We start from the raw sequence: 20,244 nt of genomic DNA on the forward strand, positions 1-20,244 counted from the left end.
CATTAACGATTCATATATGTCTATTATGTACCAAATTTATAATTTGTATAATTTTCGAACTGGTTAAATTCGAAAAATATCACTAATATATTTAGATCGATGTGTAACATTACGTTCTAATAATTTAATGTTGCAAAATTAAGAGTCAGTAAAAAGACCTCGTTACATTTATGGTGTACGAGGTCTTTAATTTATTTATTTTGATTTGATTTTAGGCATTTTAGATTTCCAGAAATCGCCATCTGGATATTTAAGTTTTTCAATTTTTTGTTGAATGGCTAACTTCTTTAACTCTTTGTTTAAAAGTTTTTCTGGCCATTCATAAATAGTAAGTAATTCTTCCATCGTTACAAGTTGTTGTTGCTGTATATAAGTTTCTAATTTAGGAGGAAGATTCTTTTCGATAGGTTTACCCATCAATTCATTAATTATATAAGTATAGATGTGATATGGGTATAATCCTTCGACTTTTAAACCTTCTTCATGAACATCTTCACTAAAGAAAACGAGAGAAGGGGCTTGTTCGATTTCCATTTCTCTTGCAATATGCAAATCAATTTTCAAGCTTTCGGTTAGTTTACTTTTTTGTAAGTCGTCTTTAAATACTTCTAAATCAATACCTGCATTTTGAATACAGTCACAAATCATTGATTCTGTAATAATATCTCTTTTAGGTATGATTTCATTTTGCATTAAATGTATAAATCGTTCGGCACGTACACGACCTTGTAACTCAGCTGCTTTATAAGCTAGGGCGATGTTATCAAAGTTGGATGTACTTTGAGCTTGGCATTTCGTTAATACTTTTAACGAAGGATTTAATATATGTCTGATACGTATATATTGATTATATTCAATTCTTAATTTGGATAAGATTGCTGATAATTTGAAGCAATCGGAGCTAAATGGATCGAAAAATGAATAAATTTCGATTTTACTTACAGGTGATAGATTGATATCTTCACGACTCTTATTTTCCATTATTCGTAATTCTCCAGCCATGTTTATTCACCTACAATTAATTTTAGGAATTCACCATATGATTAGCAGTTAATCTTAAGCGCTCAAATAAATAATCTCCAACACCTTGTGGAAACGCAGCGCGATTAATTGCTGTCTGCATATTTTCTAACCATGCATCTCTTTCAAATTCAGTGATTGTAAAATCTATATGTCTTTTTCTTAGCATAGGATGTCCGTGTTCTTCGGTATAAATGTTTGGACCGCCCAAAAACTGTGTTAAAAATTGTTTTTGTTTACGACTTGTTTCTGCAAAATCTCCTGGAAACAGGTGATTAAGTCGTTCATCTTTTTCTACAAGGGTGTAAAAATAATCAATCATATCGTATAACGCTTCTTTACCAATGATGTCATATGGTGTTGTTGTCATTTAATCACCCATTTTCAAAAATTTACTGTTACGAACTTAAGTTAATATATAACTAATATAACATGATTTTAAACATTTGAAAGAAATATGCATATTTGCCAATTTAATTTATATTGTTTGAAAGTGTTTCTTTTTTCTTGAAAAAACGTTGAACTTTATTTAAAGGTTGATGATGTTCGAGGTTTAGTTCGTTTAATAAAGATTGGAACTTTTGTAAACCTTGATTATAGTCTTTAACTTCGAACTCTAACTCATAATCCGTAGTATCGAAATACTCACTTTTATCTAAAACCAGTAAATCACCTTTATATTTAGTTTCTTGGCGATATGTCGTTAATGCACCAAGTATTGATAAAGTTGTATCTTTTACACCAAACTGTTCAACTATAATTTGACGAATGTCATCTGGAAGATTGTCGTTTGAAATAATCAAGTTCATCTCTGGTTTAATGTCGACGATATAGTTGTATTCTAATAGACCAACCTTTGCTGGTGTCTTTAAAGTCATTTCATATTGATTGTCTTTAACTCTTATGCGTAGTGCAGAGCGATGTTCCTTTAATTTGAAATCGGGTGTATCAATATAGTAATTGACTTGCTTAAAAAGCACACTGTCTTTAAAATATTTCTCTTGCAATTTATTATAGATTGATGCAGTTATCATTTGTTTAAATTCTATTTCATGATTTGTTGCCATGATATGTATACACCTCGTATCAAATTCAATTTATCTTAACTATATTATGAATGACAAAGTTGAATTTTAAAAGTAATTTCCTTTATCTATTATCAATGTTAATTTGACCATTAAAAATAGTGTTCGTAAGTGTTTTGTATTATTGAATTGTGTTAAAATGTTATGGAATAAGAGGAGGATTAAGCATGCGTTTATATATTAATGAAATTAAAATTAAAGATGACATACTTTATTGTTATACAGAAGATTCTATTAAAGGATTATCTGAAGTAGGACAAATGCTCGTTGATAGTGATAATTATGCCTTTGCGTATACATTAGATGATGGTAAAGCGTATGCTTATCTCATTTTCGTACAAGAAACATGGACGATGTTGCATGAAAACATGACTAAAAAAATTATTATCAATGATGAACTAGAATTGACTGAATTCCACCAAGAACTTACTTATATTTTAGACAACATAAAAGGGAATAATAATTATGGTAAGGAATTTGTTGCAACCGTTGAAGAAACATTCGACATTGAATAAAGCGGGGTGAAGCACTATGAATCAATGGGATCAGTTCTTAACACCTTATAAGCAAGCGGTTGATGAGTTGAAAGTGAAACTTAAAGGCATGCGCAAACAATATGAAGTTGGTGAACAAGCGTCGCCAATAGAATTTGTTACTGGTCGTGTTAAACCAATCGCTAGTATTATAGATAAGGCAAACAAACGACAAATACCATTTGATAGGTTAAGAGAAGAAATGTACGATATCGCTGGTTTAAGAATGATGTGCCAATTTGTTGAAGATATTGATGTTGTCGTCAATATTTTAAGACAAAGAAAAGATTTTAAAGTAATTGAAGAACGAGATTATATTCGTAACACTAAAGAAAGTGGTTACCGCTCGTATCATGTCATTATTGAATATCCAATTGAAACATTACAAGGCCAAAAATTTATATTGGCTGAGATTCAGATTCGTACATTAGCAATGAATTTCTGGGCAACGATTGAACATACTTTACGATATAAATATGATGGTGCTTATCCGGATGAAATTCAACATCGTTTGGAAAGAGCGGCAGAAGCAGCGTATTTACTTGATGAAGAGATGTCTGAAATTAAAGATGAAATTCAGGAAGCTCAAAAATATTACACGCAAAAACGTTCTAAAAAACATGAAAATGATTAACGAGGTGTTATAAATCATGCGTTATACAATTTTAACTAAAGGTGACTCCAAGTCTAATGCCTTAAAGCATAAAATGATGAACTATATGAAAGATTTTCGCATGATTGAGGATAGTGAAAATCCTGAAATTGTTATTTCAGTTGGTGGTGACGGTACATTACTACAAGCATTCCATCAGTATAGCCACATGTTATCAAAAGTGGCATTTGTTGGAGTTCATACAGGTCATTTAGGATTTTATGCGGATTGGTTACCTCATGAAGTTGAAAAATTAATCATCGAAATTAATAATTCAGAGTTTCAGGTCATTGAATATCCATTGCTTGAAATTATTATGAGATACAACGACAACGGCTATGAAACAAGGTATTTAGCATTAAATGAAGCAACGATGAAAACTGAAAATGGCTCAACACTTGTTGTGGATGTTAACTTAAGAGGGAAACACTTTGAGCGATTTAGAGGCGATGGATTATGTGTATCAACACCTTCGGGTTCAACGGCTTATAACAAAGCGCTAGGTGGCGCACTGATACATCCTTCACTTGAAGCAATGCAAATTACAGAAATTGCCTCGATAAATAATCGTGTGTTTAGAACGGTAGGATCACCACTTGTATTACCAAAGCATCATACATGTTTAATATCACCAGTTAATCATGATACCATTAGAATGACGATAGATCATGTTAGTATCAAACATAAAAATGTTAATTCAATACAATACCGTGTAGCAAATGAAAAAGTGAGGTTTGCACGTTTTAGACCATTCCCATTCTGGAAACGTGTGCACGATTCTTTCATATCAAGTGATGAAGAACGATGAAATTTAAGTATCATATATCACAACAAGAAACTGTTAAAACTTTTTTAGCACGACATGATTTTTCTAAGAAGACAGTGAGCGCCATTAAAAATAATGGCGCTTTAATTGTTAATGATGAACCAGTCACAGTGCGTAAGCAATTAATGACAAATGATATATTAGAAATTCATTTACCGCGAGAAATACCGAGTGTTAATTTAATACCTTATGCTCGTAAGCTAGAAGTATTGTATGAAGATGCTTTTATCATCATAGTTACTAAACCAAACAATCAAAATTGTACGCCTTCGAGAGAACATCCTCATGAAAGTTTAATCGAACAAGTACTATATCATTGTCAGGAACATGGTGAAAATATTAACCCACATATTGTTACGCGTCTAGATCGTAATACAACTGGTATTGTGATATTCGCTAAATATGGACATATCCATCATTTATTTTCTAAAGTAAACTTGAAAAAAATATATACTTGCCTTGTATATGGTAAAACCCATACATCTGGTATTATTGAAGCTAATATTAGACGGTCAAAGGATAGGATTATAACTAGAGAAGTTGCCTCGGATGGTAAATACGCTAAAACATCTTATGAAGTAATAAATCAGAATGATAAATACAGTTTATGCAAAGTTCATTTGCATACGGGACGTACACATCAAATTCGTGTACATTTTCAACATATTGGGCATCCAATTGTGGGAGATTCTTTGTATGATGGTTTTCATGACAAAATTCATGGTCAAGTACTGCAATGTACGCAAATATATTTTGTTCATCCAATCAATAAGAACAATATTTATATTACAATTGATTATAAGCAATTACTTAAATTATTCAATCAACTCTAATTCACACAGGGGGTGTAAGTATGTCAATGAACACAGATGAAAAAGAGCGTGTTCAAGAGGAATTATACGACCAAACTTTATTAGATCAATATTTAGAAAATGATGATATTGATCAATTTAGAGATGAATTTCTAGCATTACACACATATGAACAAAGTGAGTATTTTGAAGATACTACCGATGAAAATAGACAAAAGATTTTTCAATATTTATCACCTGAAGAAGTTGCAAATTTCTTTGATCAATTAGATATTGATGACGATGAATATGAGTTGCTATTTGATAAGATGAATGCGACATACGCAAGTCACATATTAGAAGAAATGTCATACGACAATGCAGTAGATATTTTAAATGAGTTGACTAAACCAAAAGTTGCTAGTCTTTTAACATTGATGAATAAAGATGACGCGAATGAAATCAAAGCATTACTTCACTATGATGAGGATACGGCCGGCGGTATTATGACGACGGAGTATTTATCACTTAAAGCGCATACGCCTGTTAAAGAAGCATTATTATTGGTCAAAGCGCAAGCACCAGACGCAGAAACAATATATGTTATATTTGTCGTTGATGATGATGGTAAATTAGTAGGTGTTTTATCGCTAAGAGATTTAATTGTAGCTGAAAATGATGCTTATATTGAAGATATTATGAATGAACGTGTCATTAGTGTGAATGTAGCAGACGACCAAGAAGATGTTGCTCAAGTTATGAGAGACTATGATTTCATGGCTGTACCTGTTATAGATTACCAAGAACATTTGCTTGGTATCATCACGATTGATGATATTTTAGACGTTATGGATGAAGAGGCTAGTGAAGACTACTCTCGTTTAGCCGGGGTATCAGATATCGATTCGACTAATGATTCAATCATTAAAACAGCATTAAAACGTTTACCATGGTTGATTATTTTAACATTTTTAGGAATGATTACTGCGACAATTTTAGGGAGATTCGAAAAAACATTAGAAAATGTAGCGCTACTCGCAGCGTTTATTCCTATTATTAGTGGTATGTCAGGAAATTCAGGTACACAATCTTTAGCCGTTTCAGTTCGTAACATTACGACAGGGGAAATTAATGAGCAAAGTAAATTTAGAATTGCATTAAGAGAAGCAGGAAGTGGTGTATTATCGGGTGTTGTATGTTCAACAATATTATTTACAATTATTGTTGCAATATATCATCAGCCACTTTTAGCATTAATCGTTGCAGGAAGTTTAACTTGTGCGATGACGGTGGGGACGTTTGTAGGTTCGATGATTCCATTATTGATGAATAAATTAAATATCGATCCAGCAGTGGCTAGTGGACCATTTATTACAACAATTAATGATATTATTAGTATGTTGATTTATTTTGGTTTAGCTACATCATTTATGGCTTACTTAATTTAAGGAGGAGTTATGGAGTTTTTATCTTTAGTTATTGTTGTTTTAGCAGCGTTTTTAACTCCAATAATTGTCAATCGATTAAATATTAATTTCTTGCCAGTTGTTGTTGCAGAAATTTTGATGGGGATTGTGATTGGAAATTCATTTCTAAATATAGTAGAAAGGGATTCAATTCTAAATATTTTATCAACGTTAGGCTTTATCTTTTTAATGTTTTTAAGTGGTTTAGAAATTGATTTTAAAGCTTTTAAAAAAGATAAACGCGCACGTCAAGGACAAAATGATGATGAATCCTCAATTCCAGGGCATCTTAATCTAGCGTTAACTGTATTTGCATTTATTATGATTATTTCGATTCTTTTAGCGTATGTATTTAAATGGCTTGGATTAGTGGATGATGTGTTATTAATGGTCATTATCATTTCAACTATTTCCTTAGGCGTAGTTGTTCCAACTTTAAAAGAAATGAATATTATGAGAACAACTATAGGGCAATTTATCCTATTAGTAGCAGTACTTGCGGACTTAGTAACTATGATTTTATTAACGGTCTATGGCGCAATCAATGGTCAAGGCGGCAGTACAATATGGTTAATAGGTATATTAGTTGTTTTCACAGCAATTTCATATATTTTAGGTGTTCAATTTAAAAGAATGTCATTTTTACAAAAATTGATGGATGGTACGACGCAAATCGGTATTCGTGCGGTATTTGCATTAATAATATTATTAGTAGCCCTAGCAGAGGGAGTTGGCGCAGAAAATATATTAGGTGCATTCTTAGCAGGTGTCGTTGTTTCATTATTAAATCCAGATGAAGAAATGGTTGAAAAGTTAGACTCATTTGGTTATGGGTTCTTTATTCCTATTTTCTTTATAATGGTTGGTGTAGATTTAAACATACCTTCATTAATTAAAGAACCGAAATTACTAATTATCATACCGATTTTAATCGTTGCATTTATCATTTCAAAATTAATTCCAGTCATGTTTATTCGACGTTGGTTTGATATGAAAACAACGATTGCATCAGCATTTTTATTAACATCAACATTATCGCTCGTGATAGCTGCAGCCAAAATTTCAGAAAGATTAAATGCTATTTCAGCTGAAACGTCAGGTATATTAATTTTAAGCGCAGTCATTACATGTGTATTCGTTCCGATTATTTTCAAAAAACTGTTTCCAGTTCCAGATGAGTTTAACCGTAAAATTGAAGTTAGTTTAATTGGTAAAAATCAATTAACGATTCCTATAGCGCAAAATTTAACATCTCAGTTATATGACGTGACATTATATTATCGCAAAGACTTGAGTGATCGTCGTCAATTGTCAGATGATATCACGATGATAGAAATTGCTGATTATGAACAAGATGTTTTAGAACGACTAGGTCTGTTTGACCGAGACATAGTTGTTTGTGCTACGAATGACGATGATATTAACCGAAAAGTTGCTAAATTAGCCAAAGCACATCAAGTTGAGCGTGTCATTTGCAGACTTGAAAGCACAACGGACGATACAGAGTTAGTTGATTCAGGTATTGAAATTTTCAGTAGCTACTTAAGTAATAAAATCTTATTAAAAGGTTTAATTGAAACACCTAACATGTTGAATTTATTAAGTAATGTTGAAACGTCACTATATGAAATTCAAATGTTAAATTATAAATATGAAAATATTCAATTACGTAATTTCCCATTCGGAGGAGACATCATCTTCGTGCGTATTATCCGTAATAATGAGTCGATTGTTCCGCATGGAGATACACAATTGCGATATGGAGATCGCTTAATTGTTACCGGTGCTAAAGAATACGTTGATGAATTGAAGCAAGAGTTAGAATTTTATTTTTAACAATAATGATATTAAAATGCAGACGTATTTTAGTACGACGTAAAATTAATGATTTTAAAATGCTAGTATGTATATGATTTTGATAAATAAATGCTTTTTACGTAAATCAAGTTTGATACAGAAAGGACTAAATCAAACATTTATCGTTGTAATACGTTTAAATAACTTTATTAAAAAGTCATAATTGTGTTAAAATGTATTGACGAATAAAAAGTTAGTTAAAACTGGGATTAGATATTCTATCCGTTAAATTAATTATTATAAGGAGTTATCTTACATGTTAAATCTTGAAAACAAAACATATGTCATCATGGGAATCGCTAATAAGCGTAGTATTGCTTTTGGTGTCGCTAAAGTTTTAGATCAATTAGGTGCTAAATTAGTATTTACTTACCGTAAAGAACGTAGCCGTAAAGAGCTTGAAAAATTATTAGAACAATTAAATCAACCAGAAGCGCACTTATATCAAATTGATGTTCAAAGCGATGAAGAGGTTATTAATGGTTTTGAGCAAATTGGTAAAGATGTTGGCAATATTGATGGTGTATATCATTCAATCGCATTTGCTAATATGGAAGACTTACGCGGACGCTTTTCTGAAACTTCACGTGAAGGCTTCTTGTTAGCTCAAGACATTAGTTCTTACTCATTAACAATTGTGGCTCATGAAGCTAAAAAATTAATGCCAGAAGGTGGTAGCATTGTTGCAACAACATATTTAGGTGGCGAATTCGCAGTTCAAAACTATAATGTGATGGGTGTTGCTAAAGCGAGCTTAGAAGCAAATGTTAAATATTTAGCATTAGACTTAGGTCCAGATAATATTCGCGTTAATGCAATTTCAGCTAGTCCAATCCGTACATTAAGTGCAAAAGGTGTGGGTGGTTTCAATACAATTCTTAAAGAAATCGAAGAGCGTGCACCTTTAAAACGTAATGTTGATCAAGTAGAAGTAGGTAAAACTGCGGCTTACTTATTAAGTGATTTATCAAGTGGCGTTACAGGTGAAAATATTCATGTAGATAGCGGATTCCACGCAATTAAATAATATCATTCAACAGCTTTGTTCACGTTATTATATATGTGAGCAAAGCTTTTTTGCTTTTATAATAATCGGACTGATGGAAAATTATTTGATATTTCATTTGATTGATTTTTTATGCACAAAAAAATCGCCTCAAAAGCTGTAGTTTCAACTTTTGATGCGATAGTATCTTATATTCTTAAAAGACATCCACAGAATTAGTCCTTAACATTACTGTTTGCTTTATCAATAATGCGTTGGCGGTATTTGAAAATATTACTAACAACCGTTTTAAGTACAGCATATAATGGCACTGCAATCAGAACTAATGTAAAGCCACCTAAATCTCCTGCTGCTAAAATAACAACGATAATTGTTAAAGGATGGATACTTAAAGATTTACCCATTACATTTGGTGTAATGATATTACCTTCAAGTTGATGTGCAATTAATGTAATGATACAAACCCATATAAATGTAGTAGGACTATCTATAATACCGAGTATTGCTGCAGGTGCAAATGATAACCATGAACCTAAGAAAGGAATTAAGTTTGCGACACCAGCAAATAGTACTAATAAAGGAATATATGGTAAGTCAATAATTGAATAACCGATATATAAGAATATACCTAAAATAACACTGACAGTTACTTGACCTTGAATGTAAGATTTTAATGTAAAGTTTAAATCAGTTAATAAATCTACGAAAAATACTTTACGTTCACCTTTGAAAAATTTAGCAACAGCTGGGATAAATTTTTCATGGTCTTTTAACATATAAATTAAGAAGAATGGAACCATAATCAATAAGAAGATGGTTGAAATTAATGATGTAATGTACTGTAATGAATTAGATAAAATATTAGTAACGCCATCACCCATTGATTTAACCATATTTGTAATTCTACTTGTTACATCTTCAGGTAATTTATCCATTTGAGCTAGTGCGAATTTAATAATTTGCTCTGCTTCTTTTTGTAGGGCAGGTGTCTGACTAATTAAATTGTTGATATTTGAAATGATGATTGGTGCAACAAACGCAACAATTAAGCCGATAATAGCAAACAAAGCTAACATGATTGTTGTTATACTAGCCCATCTTGGAAAACCGACTTTTTCAAGTAAGTTTTGAAAAGGTAGACAGATATAAAATAAAAAACCACTAATTAAAAATGGAAGAAATACAGAACCGATGATTGTAGCTATTGGAGTAAATACTTCGTGCACTTCCATAAATAGTTTGATGAGAATGAACAGCATAATCAGAGCGATGCCAGTTCGGAACCAAACCTTGTTTAACATAAACGATGTTCCTCCTATTTTTCTAAACTTAGTTATTATTTAGTATATCCTAAATAGCAGTGCTTAAAAAGGTTAATATTTTTTAAATATACTTAAATTAACCATTCACTTTCTATTTTAAGATATTTACTTTCAATAGTTTGTGAGACTTTTCAATGACTCGTAAGTCTGCAATTGGATCAAACAGCACCAGTTTATATGAATAACTTATTTTAATATTAAACGTGTTTAAATAGTGAAATGATCATATTAATATTTATAAGAATATTCTGAAAAATATATTGAAGTGTCTCGTGCTTAATCGTATAATATTTTTATGTTTAAACAATAGGGGGAATCTTATGATTGAAAAATTAGTAACCTTTTTAAATGAGGTTGTTTGGAGTAAGCCATTAGTTTATGGTTTGCTAATTACTGGTGTGCTATTTACATTGCGTATGCGATTTTTTCAAGTTAGACATTTTAAAGAAATGATTCGATTAATGTTTCAAGGAGAGAAGTCTCCTAATGGTATTTCAAGTTTTCAAGCGATAGCCATGTCTTTAGCAGGCAGGGTTGGTACAGGTAATATTGTCGGTGTATCTACTGCAATATTTATAGGAGGACCTGGTGCAGTATTTTGGATGTGGATTACTGCGTTTTTAGGTGCAAGTAGTGCTTTTATTGAATCTACACTTGGTCAAATATTCAAGAGAGTTGAAAATAATGAATACCGTGGTGGACCAGCGTATTATATTGAATATGGTATTGGTGGTAAATTTGGTAAAATTTACGGAATTATCTTTGCTATTGTTACGATTATCTCAGTAGGTCTATTGCTTCCTGGTGTGCAATCTAACGCTATAGCAAGTTCTATGCATAATGCGATTCATGTTCCACAATGGTTAATGGGTGGTATTGTTGTAGTTATTTTGGGATTAATTATTTTTGGTGGTGTACGTATTATTGCCAATGTTGCAACAGCCGTTGTACCATTTATGGCAATTATTTACATACTGATGGCTGTCATTATCATTTGTATCAATATACAAGAAGTGCCAGCGTTATTTGCATTAATTTTCAAATCAGCATTTGGATTACAATCTGCTTTTGGTGGTATCGTTGGCGCAATGATAGAGATTGGTGTTAAACGTGGATTATATTCAAATGAGGCTGGTCAAGGTACAGGTCCACACGCAGCAGCGGCAGCAGAAGTATCACATCCAAGTAAACAAGGTCTAGTACAAGCATTTTCAGTTTATATTGATACATTATTTGTATGTACTGCAACTGCTCTGATTATACTTATTTCTGGTACATATAATGTGACTGATGGTACGGTTAATGCGAATGGCACACCGCATTTAATTAAAGATGGCGGTATTTATGTTGAAAATGCAACAGGTAAAGATTATTCAGGTACTGCGATGTATGCACAAGCCGGCATTGATAAAGCGTTCCATGGCAGTGGTTATCAATTTGATCCTACTTTCTCTGGCGTAGGTTCGTACTTTATTGCATTTGCTTTATTCTTCTTTGCATTTACTACAATTTTGTCGTACTACTACATTACAGAAACAAATGTTGCTTATTTAACGCGTAATCAAAATAATCAAGTTTCATCGATATTTATTAATATTGCTCGTGTGATTATTTTGTTCGCTACATTTTACGGTGCAGTTAAAACAGCTGATGTAGCATGGGCATTCGGTGATTTAGGTGTAGGTCTAATGGCTTGGTTAAATATCATTGCGATTTGGATTTTACATAAGCCTGCCGTAAATGCTTTAAAAGATTATGAAATTCAAAAGAAACGTTTAGGCAACGGTTATAATGCAGTTTATCAACCTGATCCGAATAAATTACCTAATGCTGTCTTTTGGTTGAAGACGTATCCAGAACGTTTAAAACAAGCACGTGCCAAAAAGTAATCTACTTTTGTTTATAGTATATGTAGTGATCATTTGATAAAAAAGAAAAGTATTGAGAATTTTAGGTGCTCAGAAATTTGAATTTTAAAAATATAGTGTCTCTTGGTACAATAACAATACAACTACTAGGGGCACTTTTTTATGTCAGAATTTAAAACTGGTAAGATTAATAAACATGTTTTATATAGTAATATTTTAAATAGAGATGTCACGTTAAGTATTTATTTACCAGAATCTTATAATCAACTTGTTAAATATAATGTCATTCTTTGCTTTGACGGATTAGATTTTTTACGTTTCGGGAGAATACAACGTACATATGAATCGTTAATCAAAGAAGCGCGTATTGATGATGCGATCATTGTTGGATTCCATTATGAAGACGTTGATAAGCGTAGAGAGGAATTTCATCCACAAGGAAGTCGTTCTCATTTAACTATTCAATCAGTCGGTAAAGAAATATTGCCATTTATTGACTCGACGTTTTCTACACTGAAAGTAGGTAATGCAAGGTTATTAGTAGGGGATAGTTTAGCGGGTAGTATTGCCTTATTAACGGCGTTGACCTATCCAACGATTTTTAGTCGTGTAGCAATGTTAAGTCCACATTCAGATGAAAAAGTATTAGATAAGCTAAATCAATGTGCAAATAAAGAACAATTGACAATTTGGCATGTCATTGGTCTAGATGAAAAAGATTTTACTTTACCAACAAATGGTAAGCGTGCCGATTTCTTAACACCGAATAGAGAATTAGCTGAACAAATTAAGAAATATAATATAACTTATTATTACGATGAATTTGATGGTGGTCACCAATGGAAAGATTGGAAACCATTGCTGTCAGATATATTATTGTATTTTTTAAGTAAAAACACAGATGATCAACTTTATGAATAATTTACATTAGTAGATTTAGTATGAATTGTCTTCATATAGTCTGGTCTATAATATAATTTATAAAAGATTTTACTGTTTAATTTAATTTAAATTTGACGAAATTGCAAAAGATGTATAATGAATTATTTTTAATGTAACGGTTTTCAAAGAAATTTGATATAATAGCAATAGGTTAAACAAAGGAGGAATTCAGATGATTTTAGGATTAGCATTAATTCCATCAAAGTCATTTCAAGAAGCGGTGGATTCTTACCGTAAAAGATATGATAAACAGTATTCACGAATTAAACCACATGTGACAATTAAAGCGCCATTTGAAATTAAAGATGGTGATTTAGATTCTGTCATTGAACAGGTTAGAGCTCGTATTAATGGTATACCAGCAGTAGAAGTTCATGCTACAAAAGCTTCTAGCTTCAAACCAACGAACAATGTGATTTACTTTAAAGTTGCGAAGACGGACGACTTAGAAGAATTGTTTAATCGCTTTAATGGAGAAGATTTCTATGGAGAAGCTGAACATGTTTTTGTGCCACACTTTACAATAGCACAAGGACTATCTAGCCAAGAATTCGAAGATATTTTTGGTCAAGTAGCATTAGCTGGGGTAGACCATAAAGAAATTATCGATGAATTAACTTTGTTACGTTTTGACGATGACGAAGATAAATGGAAAGTTATTGAAACGTTTAAATTAGCTTAAGTAACATAATAGTATTGTTAATCGTAGTATGTTTGAATTAATAAGAAAATGGTCATTTTTATTGAATGTAATAAAAATGACCATTTTCTTTATTTTAAAATACGTTTTAACCTTACTTAGCTTTTTCTCTATTTACTATAAAGTAGCTTCCATAAAATACAGCTAAGACTAAAAAGATTAATGCCGAGAAATAAAATGTATTGTTTAAATTGTTGGTAAATTGTGTAATTAATCCGCCAAATAATGGCCCTATCATTGAGCCGAATCCTTGGATACTATTAAAAACACCCCAAGTTTCTTCTTGTTCATCTGATTTGATAAATCGTGCCATAAAGGTATTCCATGCTGGTAATAAGATGCCATACATTAGACCGATAGCTAAAGCGATAATCCACAAGATGTGAATATTAACAATCATAGATAGAGTAAAAATTAATATCATGTATAAAATAAATCCGCTTAGAATAACACCATACATAAAGTTTCTGCTGCGGTTATCTATTAGTTTCGATAAAAATAGCATCGAAACTGCACAGCCGATACCACCAATAATGATTGCAACAGTATATTCAATTGTGCTTACGTTAATAACCTTAGTAGCATATGTTGGTAATATAGGAACTAGGGCAGCAATTGCGGCACCTTGTAAAAGAATACCAGGGAACAACAATAAATGGCGCTTTGTCACATCAACAATTTGTCTCAATTGAGCTTTAACTGGACGAGTATTATAATTTGTTAACTTTACATCGACAAAATAATATAATATCCATGCAATTAAAACGACTAAAGACATCATGAAGGCAAAGCGTGTTGGGTGCACTTTGATAAGTAGATTCATAAAAACCATACCTACCAATAGGCCTAACAACCATGAAAAATAAACATAGCCCATTTGTTTGCCACGTTTATCTTCTTCAACACTGGATAACATAATGACCCAAATAGGACTAACTGCAATACCGAGCATCATAGCACTAAATATGATTACAAAAGGTGATGCTGGAAACCAAATAACTAAAAATAAACTTGTAAATGCTAAAATAAATCCAGTCGTTAAAACGATTTTTGTGCCGAATTTTTTCAGTAAAAATCCTATAACAAAGTTTGTAGATGCATCAGCAATAAAATGTATTGAAAATGCTAGAGACGTTATTGCTACAGCAATGGATGTAACTGTTGGCAAGAAATTAATATAGCTTAGGATATACATGCCTCTCGCAAATTCCATTAAAAATAAGATAATAAGCATTAAAATGAAATTTTTATGATTAGCGTAATTATTTAACGAAGAATCTTGCATATAAAGGAACCTTTCCATAAATCTCTTGTGGTTGTGATGAATGACCGATTAAATCAAGTAAGTCTCGACATATTGTCTGTGTAGCATACTTAATTTTATCTTGTTCCATTGTACTAATCATGTTAGTTAATTGCTCATTACCGTTAGTTAAACTTGCTACAATTTTTATTGCTTCTTCTGGAGTATCAGCGATTTTACCAAAACCTTTTTCTTCAAAGTAAAGGGCATTTTCAAGCTCTTGACCAGGTGCAGGATTTAGGAAAATCATTGGAATACAACGGGCGAAACCTTCAGTTATTGTGATACCACCAGGTTTCGTAATCATAAGTTGACTTGATGCCATCCATTCATTCATGTGTTTGGTATAACCTAGAATCAATACATTCTCGTTAGATTTAAACTTAGCTGTTAAAGAACGCTTTAGCTCTTTGCTCTTACCACAAATCATAACTACTTGTGCATTTGCACTTTTCGCTAATATATCAGTAATCATCGTGTCAAAACCTTTAGATACACCAAATGCACCAGCTGACATTAAAATAGTTTGCTTATCTGGATCTAAGTTGTTGTCTATTAACCACTGCTTTTGATTAATAGGCGTTTCAAATTTGTTATCAATAGGAATACCTGTCACTTTAACTGTTGAAGGATCAATACCTACGTCTATGAAGTCTTGTTTCGTTTCTTTTGTTGCCACATAATATCTTGTTGAATACGGCGTAATCCAGTTTTTATGTAAGCGATAGTCTGTCATCACTGTAGCAACTGGAATATTAATGTTAAATTGCTCAGTTAGTACCGACATAACTGGTGTAGGAAACGTTAATAATATTAAATCTGGCTTTTCTTTTATCAATAAATTAATTAACTTATTAAGTCCATAGTATTTGTAAAAACATTTGTCTAGTTTATCTGGGCGGCTGTAATAAAACCCTTTGTACATATTTCTAAAATATTTAAAGCTATTGATATACCATTTTTTACAAATAGAAGTCAAAATTGGATGAGCTTCCATAAATAAATCGTGCTCAATGACGCTTAAATGGTCTAGATTCATATCATTAAGTTGATTAACGATACTCTGTGTAACTTGCATATGACCGTTACCGAATGAGCCAGTAATAATCAATATCTTTTTATTTTGAGTAACCATTAATAGCCACCCTCCGTTAGTTTGAAAATTTTATTTAAGTGTAACTTATTTTACGGCATTATAAAAGAAATAAAGACGCAAAGTCGTTACATTTATAGCAATTTTAATCTATAGATGAATTGATACAAAATAAAACGTTATTTTATAAAGCAATTTATTGTTCTATGTTTTATTTGTATATTTAAAATTATCCAGTATACAATTATAGCATATTTTTGGAAACAATTATGATATTATACCATGTTACAAGATGGTTTTAATAATTTAAGATGAGCCATAATTGTAAAACTAATTCATAATACCGTATGTTTTATTTTTAATAGTAGAAATTAGAAAATGCTGATTAGTAGGATATAACAGTGAAATTATAAATTTATTAACATCAACAAAACGTGTATAATAAACATATTGTAGAAAAAGGAGCGGTTCAGTTTGGATGCAAGTACGTTGTTTAAGAAAGTAAAAGTAAAGCGTGTATTGGGTTCTTTAGAACAACAAATAGATGATATCACTACTGATTCACGTACAGCGAGAGAAGGTAGCATTTTTGTCGCTTCAGTTGGATATACTGTAGACAGTCATAAGTTCTGTCAAAATGTAGCTGATCAAGGGTGTAAGTTGGTAGTGGTCAATAAAGAACAATCATTACCAGCTAACGTAACACAAGTGGTTGTGCCGGACACATTAAGAGTAGCTAGTATTCTAGCACACACATTATATGATTATCCGAGTCATCAGTTAGTGACATTTGGTGTAACGGGTACAAATGGTAAAACTTCTATTGCGACGATGATTCATTTAATTCAAAGAAAGTTACAAAAAAATAGTGCATATTTAGGAACTAATGGTTTCCAAATTAATGAAACAAAGACAAAAGGTGCAAATACGACACCAGAAACAGTTTCTTTAACTAAGAAAATTAAAGAAGCAGTTGATGCAGGCGCTGAATCTATGACATTAGAAGTATCAAGCCATGGCTTAGTATTAGGACGACTGCGAGGCGTTGAATTTGACGTTGCAATATTTTCAAATTTAACACAAGACCATTTAGATTTTCATGGCACAATGGAAGCATACGGACACGCGAAGTCTTTATTGTTTAGTCAATTAGGTGAAGATTTGTCGAAAGAAAAGTATGTCGTGTTAAACAATGACGATTCATTTTCTGAGTATTTAAGAACAGTGACGCCTTATGAAGTATTTAGTTATGGAATTGATGAGGAAGCCCAATTTATGGCTAAAAATATTCAAGAATCTTTACAAGGTGTCAGCTTTGATTTTGTAACGCCTTTTGGAACTTACCCAGTAAAATCGCCTTATGTTGGTAAGTTTAATATTTCTAATATTATGGCGGCAATGATTGCGGTGTGGAGTAAAGGTACATCTTTAGAAACGATTATTAAAGCTGTTGAAAATTTAGAACCTGTTGAAGGGCGATTAGAAGTTTTAGATCCTTCGTTACCTATTGATTTAATTATCGATTATGCACATACAGCTGATGGTATGAACAAATTAATCGATGCAGTACAGCCTTTTGTAAAGCAAAAGTTGATATTTTTAGTTGGTATGGCAGGCGAACGTGATTTAACTAAAACGCCTGAAATGGGGCGAGTTGCCTGTCGTGCAGATTATGTCATTTTCACACCGGATAATCCGGCAAATGATGACCCGAAAATGTTAACGGCAGAATTAGCCAAAGGTGCAACACATCAAAACTATATTGAATTTGATGATCGTGCAGAAGGGATAAAACATGCAATTGACATAGCTGAGCCTGGGGATACTGTCGTTTTAGCATCAAAAGGAAGAGAACCATATCAAATCATGCCAGGGCATATTAAGGTGCCACATCGAGATGATTTAATTGGCCTTGAAGCAGCTTACAAAAAGTTCGGTGGTGGCCCTGTTGATTAATAAAAGATTTATTGATGAAGGTAAAACTATTGATGTTTATTTATTCGAAGCATTAAATAACCAGATAATCATTGCTATACCAGATTGGTTTTGGTCATATCAGATGGCAATGACATTAGATGAAGAAACTTGTTTTGAAGCAATACTCATGCAATTGTTTGTTTTTAAAGAAGAGGAAGAGGCAGAATCGATTGCATCACAACTAACAGATTGGATAGAAACATATAAAAAGGAGAAAGACTAATGAACTTAAAGCAAGAAGTTGAGTCTAGAAAGACTTTTGCGATTATTTCACATCCCGATGCAGGGAAAACAACGTTAACTGAAAAACTATTGTACTTCAGTGGTGCTATTCGTGAAGCGGGTACAGTTAAAGGGAAGAAGACTGGTAAATTTGCGACAAGTGACTGGATGAAAGTTGAACAAGAGCGTGGTATTTCTGTAACTAGTTCAGTAATGCAATTTGATTACGATGATTATAAAATCAATATCTTAGATACACCAGGACATGAAGACTTTTCAGAAGATACGTATAGAACATTAATGGCAGTTGACAGTGCTGTCATGGTCATAGACTGTGCAAAAGGTATTGAACCACAAACATTGAAGTTATTTAAAGTTTGTAAAATGCGTGGTATTCCAATCTTTACATTCATTAATAAATTAGACCGAGTAGGTAAAGAACCATTTGAATTATTAGATGAAATCGAAGAGACATTAAATATTGAAACATACCCTATGAATTGGCCAATTGGTATGGGACAAAGTTTCTTTGGCATCATTGATAGAAAGTCTAAAACAATTGAACCATTTAGAGATGAAGAAAATATATTACATTTGAATGATGATTTTGAGTTGGAAGAAGATCATGCAATTACAAATGATAGTGATTTTGAACAAGCGATTGAAGAATTAATGTTGGTTGAAGAAGCGGGTGAAGCCTTTGATAATGACGCGCTGTTGAGTGGAGACTTAACACCTGTATTTTTCGGTTCAGCTTTAGCTAACTTTGGTGTACAAAATTTCTTAAATGCATATGTTGATTTTGCGCCAATGCCAAATGCGAGACAAACAAAAGAAGACGTTGAAGTAAGCCCGTTTGATGATTCATTTTCAGGATTTATCTTTAAAATTCAAGCCAACATGGACCCTAAACACCGTGATAGAATTGCCTTTATGCGTGTCGTTAGTGGTGCATTTGAACGTGGTATGGATGTTACTTTGCAACGTACTAATAAAAAGCAAAAGATCACACGTTCAACGTCATTTATGGCAGACGATAAAGAAACTGTGAATCATGCTGTAGCAGGCGATATCATTGGACTATATGATACTGGTAATTATCAAATTGGAGATACTTTAGTTGGTGGAAAACAAACCTACAGTTTCCAAGATTTACCACAATTTACGCCAGAAATTTTTATGAAAGTTTCTGCTAAAAACGTCATGAAACAGAAGCATTTCCATAAAGGTATTGAACAATTAGTACAAGAAGGTGCGATTCAATACTATAAAACATTACACACAAACCAAATTATTTTAGGTGCTGTTGGTCAGTTACAATTTGAAGTTTTCGAACATAGAATGAAAAACGAATATAATGTTGATGTTGTTATGGAGCCAGTAGGCCGTAAAATTGCACGTTGGATTGAAAATGAAGACCAAATTACAGATAAGATGAACACATCAAGATCGATTTTAGTGAAAGATAGATATGACGATTTAGTATTCTTATTTGAAAATGAATTTGCAACAAGATGGTTTGAAGAGAAATTCCCTGAAATTAAATTGTATAGTTTACTTTAACAGCTCAATTGTATAATC

General features: G+C 32.2%; 19 protein-coding genes. 13 read left to right on the forward strand and 6 right to left on the reverse strand.

Features of this window, described 5'->3' with window-relative positions; translation table 11 throughout:
• Positions 1-195: 195 nt before the first annotated feature.
• The 3 genes from yjbH to JG553_RS02075 all read right to left on the reverse strand — a co-directional run bounded on the left by yjbH (position 196) and on the right by JG553_RS02075 (position 2,087).
• Positions 196-1,002, reverse strand: a complete 807-nt coding sequence (yjbH, locus tag JG553_RS02065) for a protease adaptor protein YjbH (protein WP_000896697.1) — start codon at positions 1,000-1,002, stop codon at positions 196-198.
• A gap of 22 nt (positions 1,003-1,024) precedes the next feature.
• Positions 1,025-1,390: a truncated hemoglobin YjbI gene (locus JG553_RS02070; RefSeq protein WP_000214065.1), complete on the reverse strand. Its 366-nt coding sequence runs from the start codon at positions 1,388-1,390 to the stop codon at positions 1,025-1,027.
• A gap of 103 nt (positions 1,391-1,493) precedes the next feature.
• Positions 1,494-2,087 (reverse strand): CYTH domain-containing protein, encoded by a 594-nt coding sequence (locus tag JG553_RS02075; RefSeq protein ID WP_000224622.1) that lies wholly within the window; start codon positions 2,085-2,087, stop codon positions 1,494-1,496.
• 185 nt (positions 2,088-2,272) lie between these two features.
• On the opposite strand from JG553_RS02075, the gene JG553_RS02080 reads away from it, so the two are divergent.
• From JG553_RS02080 to fabI, 7 genes are all read left to right on the forward strand, one after another.
• Positions 2,273-2,620 carry a UPF0738 family protein gene (locus tag JG553_RS02080; protein ID WP_001242102.1) on the forward strand — a complete coding sequence of 116 codons (348 nt, stop codon included), beginning with the start codon at positions 2,273-2,275 and terminating at the stop codon, positions 2,618-2,620.
• Positions 2,621-2,636: 16 nt separating this feature from the next.
• On the forward strand, positions 2,637-3,272 hold the full coding sequence (gene yjbM, locus JG553_RS02085) for a GTP diphosphokinase (protein WP_001077683.1): 636 nt from the start codon (positions 2,637-2,639) through the stop codon (positions 3,270-3,272).
• A gap of 16 nt (positions 3,273-3,288) precedes the next feature.
• Positions 3,289-4,098 carry an NAD kinase gene (locus tag JG553_RS02090; RefSeq protein WP_001270834.1) on the forward strand — a complete coding sequence of 270 codons (810 nt, stop codon included), beginning with the start codon at positions 3,289-3,291 and terminating at the stop codon, positions 4,096-4,098.
• Positions 4,095-4,949, forward strand: coding sequence for an RluA family pseudouridine synthase (locus JG553_RS02095; RefSeq protein ID WP_000669939.1), 855 nt, complete (start codon positions 4,095-4,097; stop codon positions 4,947-4,949). Before JG553_RS02090 ends, JG553_RS02095 begins: the two co-directional genes overlap by 4 nt.
• 20 nt (positions 4,950-4,969) lie before the next feature.
• Positions 4,970-6,355, forward strand: a complete 1,386-nt coding sequence (gene mgtE / locus JG553_RS02100) for a magnesium transporter (protein WP_000062417.1) — start codon at positions 4,970-4,972, stop codon at positions 6,353-6,355.
• Positions 6,356-6,364: 9 nt separating this feature from the next.
• Complete coding sequence (locus tag JG553_RS02105; protein WP_000395153.1) at positions 6,365-8,209, forward strand: monovalent cation:proton antiporter family protein; 1,845 nt, start codon at positions 6,365-6,367, stop codon at positions 8,207-8,209.
• A gap of 277 nt (positions 8,210-8,486) precedes the next feature.
• Positions 8,487-9,257, forward strand: a complete 771-nt coding sequence (gene fabI, locus JG553_RS02110) for an enoyl-ACP reductase FabI (protein ID WP_000933197.1) — start codon at positions 8,487-8,489, stop codon at positions 9,255-9,257.
• Between the two features lie 194 nt (positions 9,258-9,451).
• Here the strand turns inward: fabI and cozEa are convergent, their stop codons facing one another.
• Positions 9,452-10,537, reverse strand: coding sequence for a lipoteichoic acid biosynthesis protein CozEa (gene cozEa, locus JG553_RS02115; RefSeq protein WP_000933105.1), 1,086 nt, complete (start codon positions 10,535-10,537; stop codon positions 9,452-9,454).
• 341 nt (positions 10,538-10,878) lie between these two features.
• On the opposite strand from cozEa, the gene JG553_RS02120 reads away from it, so the two are divergent.
• From JG553_RS02120 to JG553_RS02130, 3 genes are all read left to right on the forward strand, one after another.
• A complete protein-coding gene (locus tag JG553_RS02120; protein WP_000570692.1) occupies positions 10,879-12,447 on the forward strand; it encodes an alanine/glycine:cation symporter family protein in 1,569 nt (522 codons plus the stop codon).
• Positions 12,448-12,588: 141 nt separating this feature from the next.
• Entirely contained in the window at positions 12,589-13,347 is a 759-nt protein-coding gene (locus tag JG553_RS02125; RefSeq protein ID WP_001288681.1) for an esterase family protein, read from the forward strand.
• A gap of 193 nt (positions 13,348-13,540) precedes the next feature.
• The gene (locus tag JG553_RS02130; protein WP_000600392.1) at positions 13,541-14,050 is read left to right on the forward strand and encodes a YjcG family protein; all 510 of its coding nucleotides are present in this window, start codon (positions 13,541-13,543) and stop codon (positions 14,048-14,050) included.
• A gap of 112 nt (positions 14,051-14,162) precedes the next feature.
• Here the strand turns inward: JG553_RS02130 and ltaA are convergent, their stop codons facing one another.
• Both ltaA and JG553_RS02140 read right to left on the reverse strand, forming a co-directional pair.
• Positions 14,163-15,353 (reverse strand): lipoteichoic acid biosynthesis MFS flippase LtaA, encoded by a 1,191-nt coding sequence (gene ltaA / locus JG553_RS02135; protein WP_001154222.1) that lies wholly within the window; start codon positions 15,351-15,353, stop codon positions 14,163-14,165.
• Entirely contained in the window at positions 15,331-16,506 is a 1,176-nt protein-coding gene (locus tag JG553_RS02140; protein ID WP_000258650.1) for a diglucosyl diacylglycerol synthase, read from the reverse strand. Before JG553_RS02140 ends, ltaA begins: the two co-directional genes overlap by 23 nt.
• A gap of 432 nt (positions 16,507-16,938) precedes the next feature.
• On the opposite strand from JG553_RS02140, the gene JG553_RS02145 reads away from it, so the two are divergent.
• From JG553_RS02145 to JG553_RS02155, 3 genes are read left to right on the forward strand one after another with little or no spacing between them, the layout of a single operon-like run.
• A complete protein-coding gene (locus JG553_RS02145; RefSeq protein WP_000340118.1) occupies positions 16,939-18,420 on the forward strand; it encodes a UDP-N-acetylmuramoyl-L-alanyl-D-glutamate--L-lysine ligase in 1,482 nt (493 codons plus the stop codon).
• Entirely contained in the window at positions 18,413-18,664 is a 252-nt protein-coding gene (locus JG553_RS02150; protein ID WP_000608862.1) for a YueH family protein, read from the forward strand. The genes JG553_RS02145 and JG553_RS02150 overlap by 8 nt, the downstream gene beginning before the upstream one ends.
• On the forward strand, positions 18,664-20,226 hold the full coding sequence (locus JG553_RS02155; protein WP_001049959.1) for a peptide chain release factor 3: 1,563 nt from the start codon (positions 18,664-18,666) through the stop codon (positions 20,224-20,226). The genes JG553_RS02150 and JG553_RS02155 overlap by 1 nt, the downstream gene beginning before the upstream one ends.
• Positions 20,227-20,244 lie beyond the last annotated feature (18 nt).

Origin of the sequence: Staphylococcus sp. T93 (assembly GCF_016743875.1) — a bacterium.
Lineage (GTDB): Bacteria > Bacillota > Bacilli > Staphylococcales > Staphylococcaceae > Staphylococcus > Staphylococcus aureus.

Excerpts from the sequence above, each read along its gene's own strand:
- mgtE (WP_000062417.1), top strand. The coding sequence starts at position 4,970 with ATGTCAATGAACACAGATGAAAAAGAGCGTGTTCAAGAGGAATTATAC.
- yjbH (WP_000896697.1), bottom strand. The coding sequence starts at position 1,002 with ATGGCTGGAGAATTACGAATAATGGAAAATAAGAGTCGTGAAGATATC.
- JG553_RS02130 (WP_000600392.1), top strand. The coding sequence starts at position 13,541 with ATGATTTTAGGATTAGCATTAATTCCATCAAAGTCATTTCAAGAAGCG.
- JG553_RS02095 (WP_000669939.1), top strand. The coding sequence starts at position 4,095 with ATGAAATTTAAGTATCATATATCACAACAAGAAACTGTTAAAACTTTT.
- JG553_RS02075 (WP_000224622.1), bottom strand. The coding sequence starts at position 2,087 with ATGGCAACAAATCATGAAATAGAATTTAAACAAATGATAACTGCATCA.
- yjbM (WP_001077683.1), top strand. The coding sequence starts at position 2,637 with ATGAATCAATGGGATCAGTTCTTAACACCTTATAAGCAAGCGGTTGAT.
- JG553_RS02105 (WP_000395153.1), top strand. The coding sequence starts at position 6,365 with ATGGAGTTTTTATCTTTAGTTATTGTTGTTTTAGCAGCGTTTTTAACT.
- JG553_RS02140 (WP_000258650.1), bottom strand. The coding sequence starts at position 16,506 with ATGGTTACTCAAAATAAAAAGATATTGATTATTACTGGCTCATTCGGT.
- JG553_RS02080 (WP_001242102.1), top strand. The coding sequence starts at position 2,273 with ATGCGTTTATATATTAATGAAATTAAAATTAAAGATGACATACTTTAT.
- JG553_RS02120 (WP_000570692.1), top strand. The coding sequence starts at position 10,879 with ATGATTGAAAAATTAGTAACCTTTTTAAATGAGGTTGTTTGGAGTAAG.
- fabI (WP_000933197.1), top strand. The coding sequence starts at position 8,487 with ATGTTAAATCTTGAAAACAAAACATATGTCATCATGGGAATCGCTAAT.
- JG553_RS02155 (WP_001049959.1), top strand. The coding sequence starts at position 18,664 with ATGAACTTAAAGCAAGAAGTTGAGTCTAGAAAGACTTTTGCGATTATT.
- cozEa (WP_000933105.1), bottom strand. The coding sequence starts at position 10,537 with ATGTTAAACAAGGTTTGGTTCCGAACTGGCATCGCTCTGATTATGCTG.
- JG553_RS02090 (WP_001270834.1), top strand. The coding sequence starts at position 3,289 with ATGCGTTATACAATTTTAACTAAAGGTGACTCCAAGTCTAATGCCTTA.
- JG553_RS02070 (WP_000214065.1), bottom strand. The coding sequence starts at position 1,390 with ATGACAACAACACCATATGACATCATTGGTAAAGAAGCGTTATACGAT.
- JG553_RS02125 (WP_001288681.1), top strand. The coding sequence starts at position 12,589 with ATGTCAGAATTTAAAACTGGTAAGATTAATAAACATGTTTTATATAGT.
- ltaA (WP_001154222.1), bottom strand. The coding sequence starts at position 15,353 with ATGCAAGATTCTTCGTTAAATAATTACGCTAATCATAAAAATTTCATT.